Source organism: Barnesiella sp. CU968 (assembly GCF_905219685.1).
In the GTDB taxonomy this organism is placed as follows: Bacteria; Bacteroidota; Bacteroidia; order Bacteroidales; family Muribaculaceae; genus Lepagella; species Lepagella muris_A.
This window is the reverse complement of the sequence record NZ_CAJMXD010000317.1, coordinates 1-3,413: the sequence shown is the minus strand read 5'-3', so window position 1 is coordinate 3,413 and position 3,413 is coordinate 1. Positions and strand designations below refer to the sequence as shown.

Here is a 3,413-nt window from a genome sequence, read left to right as displayed (position 1 = left end):
CTGTTTAAAAACGTGAACGGCACGGACTTTGTCAAAATCGAAGCCGGACTTCAAGGCATATGCAAGTCGGGTATAGATTGGTGTGACCTTAATGGCGATGGCTTTGTGGATTTTGTCTATTCCGGAGAATCTGATAAGGCGATTACAATCATTTCATATAACAATGGAGACGGCACTTTTACACTTGACTCCACGTCTATCGGTGGTCATCGTGGCGGATCAATTGTTGAATTGGGCGATTTTAACAATAACCTTGTGCCCGACATGCTCGTGATGGGTTACAATGACAATGGTCCCCATTTTCAGATTTATAACTCCATGCAGTCTCGTGGTGTAAACACTGTGCCGTCGGCTCCTGTGGCATTGAGTGTAAAATCAGAGGGTGACGCCACTATTTTCACATGGGAGGCAGGCAGCGATAAGGAGACTCCCGCAGAAGCCCTGCGTTATAATTTTTATGCCAAGCTTACGGATGGTCAAATAATCACACTTGTTCCTGTTGATGCCGTTTCCGGCAAGCTCAAGCAGGCTAACGTTGACGCATCGCTTACCGGCACTTCGTATTGTCTCAATGTTCCTTTGGACAAGATTTCTGAATGGGGTGTTCAGAGCATTGACGGAGGCAAAGCGACAAGCCAATTTGCAATGGCGTCTACTGCCGGTGTTGAGGATATGGAGCAGGCGAATGCATCTTTTGTTATTGATGGAAACATACTTACCGTATCTGCTGATATGGAAGTGGAGATTTTCTCAGTGTCCGGAGTTTCAGTAATGAAATCCGGTCTTAAATCCGGTGAAAGCGTAAGCCTTGACCTGGAGTCGGGAATATATGTTGTAAAGACATCCTCCTCTGTAACCAAGATTGTAGTTAAATAATAAGCGATTGGGGAAGAAATGTTAAGGTAAAAAGGTTTTAGGTATCTTTATTTTGGGAAAATAAGAAGTTCTTATAAATTTGCAATATACGACAATGAAAACAATCAGGACTCATATATTAAATGCCAGGACGGGCGGTGCCATTGCCTTGGCGGCAGTGATTGCCTCATGTGGAGGTTCAGCGTATGCCGGCAATCTCGATATTGTTGACGGAAATGTTAAAGTGACGTTTGACGAGTCACATAAAACCGCTCGGTTTGAGCATAAAGGAAAGCTGGTCTTATCCGGTGCCTACACAACGGCGATACTTGCGGATGACACACCGGTGGATTCACGCAATTATCCTTCGGTGTCTATGAATAAGGCGGCAGTGAACGACGGATACGGCAACGGCATCGTGTATACTTACACATATACCGGGGCAACGCCTCAGATTGAACAGAAGATCTATGTTTATCCGGATCTCGACTATTTCTTGGTGGAAGCAACATTGAGTGGTGATAATGCCGCGGCGCATCAGATATGCCCTATTGTGTCCCAGACATCAACTACGCTCCCTCTCCCCACTTCAAGCAACAGGATCTATGACATGCCTTTCGCCAACGACAACTGGGCTACATTCAACTCTCACAATTGGAGTTTAGGGCAACCTATAACCTCATGTGAGGCTACTGCATTATATAATGTCAATACCCGTCAGGGAATCATAATCGGCTCGGTTGACCACTCCGTATGGCAGTCGGCGGTAAGTGTTACTCCGACATCTTCAAACAAAACGCGTAAAGTATCGGCAATAGCCGGTTATATTAGTTCACGCACATGGGATGTTATCAAAGACAAGGCTTCGTCTACACGTCATGGAATTGTAAAAGGCGACAAGGTTTCTTCACCCCGTTTCATGGTGGGATATTTCGACGACTGGCGTAACGGACTGGAAACTTATGGAGAGGCGAATACTGTTGTATGTCCCAAGCTTGAATGGACAAAAGACAACGCGCTTTTCGGATGGCAGTCATGGGGCGGTATGGAATTCGGTCTCAATTACACATCGGCAATGAGTGTTCTTGATTTCTATGAAAAGGAACTTCTTCCCGTAGGATTCTATAATGAGAAGGGACGCACGCTGATGGTGCTTGACTCAGGATGGAACGCCCTTAATGACCAGCAACTTGTAAATTATGTAAATAAATGTAAGTCTCTCAATATGGTGCCCGGTATATATACCACACCATTCTCATATTGGGGCAGCGAGCAGGATGCTGTCAATAACAACACTTGGGAGGGTGGCAAACTCGGTGAGATGGCTCTTAAGGTGAACGGGCGTTACCGAATGATCAATGCCCTCTCTCTTGATCCTACACACCCCAAAGTGAGGGAATGGGTTGAGAAGACACTCAATAAATTCAATAATCTCGGATTCGAGTTTGTAAAGATAGACTTCATGAACAATGGTTCGCAGGAAGCCGACAGTTTCTATGATCCGAACATAACTACCGGTATGCAGGCTTACAATTATGGAATGGACTATATTGTGGAGGCGGCGGGAGACATGATGATTGACTTCTCTATCGCTCCGGTATTCCCCGCAAAAGCGCATGTGCGCCGTATCGGTTGTGATGCATGGGGAGATCTTCCTCAGTCCATGTATACACTTAACTGTATCAACGGCTCATGGTGGCTTGACCGTTGCTATGCATTCAATGATCCCGACCATATGTGTCTTTCCAAGGTTCCTTTCAATGGGAAAGGCTCCAATGACATTAATGAAGCCCGTATACGTTATTCCTGCGGTCTGATGACCGGTATGACCCTTTTGGGTGGCACATATGCTTACGAAGGTGATGTCAAGAACTTTAACGGAACGGACTATAAGGTTGTGGGTAATGATGCCGAACGTGCGCGAGTGGTTGAGTTTGCCAAGAATAAGGATCTTATCAAACTCGGTAATGTCGGCAAGACGTTCCGTCCGGTTGAAGGAACTTTCCATGAGAAGGGTTCTCTTTGGTCGAAAGATGATATTTCTGTTGACAACGAGTTTGTTCTTGATGCAGGAGACGCATTCTATTATGTTGTGTTCAATTATGGGACATCCGGTAATTCGGCTATTGAGAAGACTCCCGATTTTGCCCGTCTGGGTGTTAATGCCTCGGATTTTGTCAATGTTACTGAACTATGGACCGGAGAGACCGCTTCTCCGGCTTCGCTTAAGGTCAATGTTCCTAAGAAGGATGTAAGGATTTATCGTTTCGAGAAATCAGGTTTTGGAAGCGGAGTGACAGAATCGGTAGCGGATGATGCCGGTAAAGTGAATGTTTCCAAAACCGGAAACTGTGTTAGTGTCAATGCTGTTTCGGCGATTGACCGGATAGATGTTTATTCAATCGACGGAACTCAGTTGAATTCAACTGATATTGAAGGAGCCACAGGCTCCTTCAATATCATATTGGATACAATATATAATATCACTGGCGTCTCTTAAAATCTGTTAATGCGAAATTGTTAAACTCTGTATTCATGTTGGTTACGCGATTTTCTGG

General features: G+C 45.1%; 2 protein-coding genes. Both read left to right on the top strand.

The annotated features are described in order from the left end of the window. Positions 1–876: T9SS type A sorting domain-containing protein (locus JX312_RS10815; protein WP_204458002.1), on the top strand; the 876-nt coding region annotated here is incomplete at its 5' end. Between the two features lie 94 nt (positions 877–970). Then, on the top strand, positions 971–3,355 hold the full coding sequence (locus JX312_RS10810; protein WP_204458001.1) for a hypothetical protein: 2,385 nt from the start codon (positions 971–973) through the stop codon (positions 3,353–3,355). Positions 3,356–3,413 lie beyond the last annotated feature (58 nt).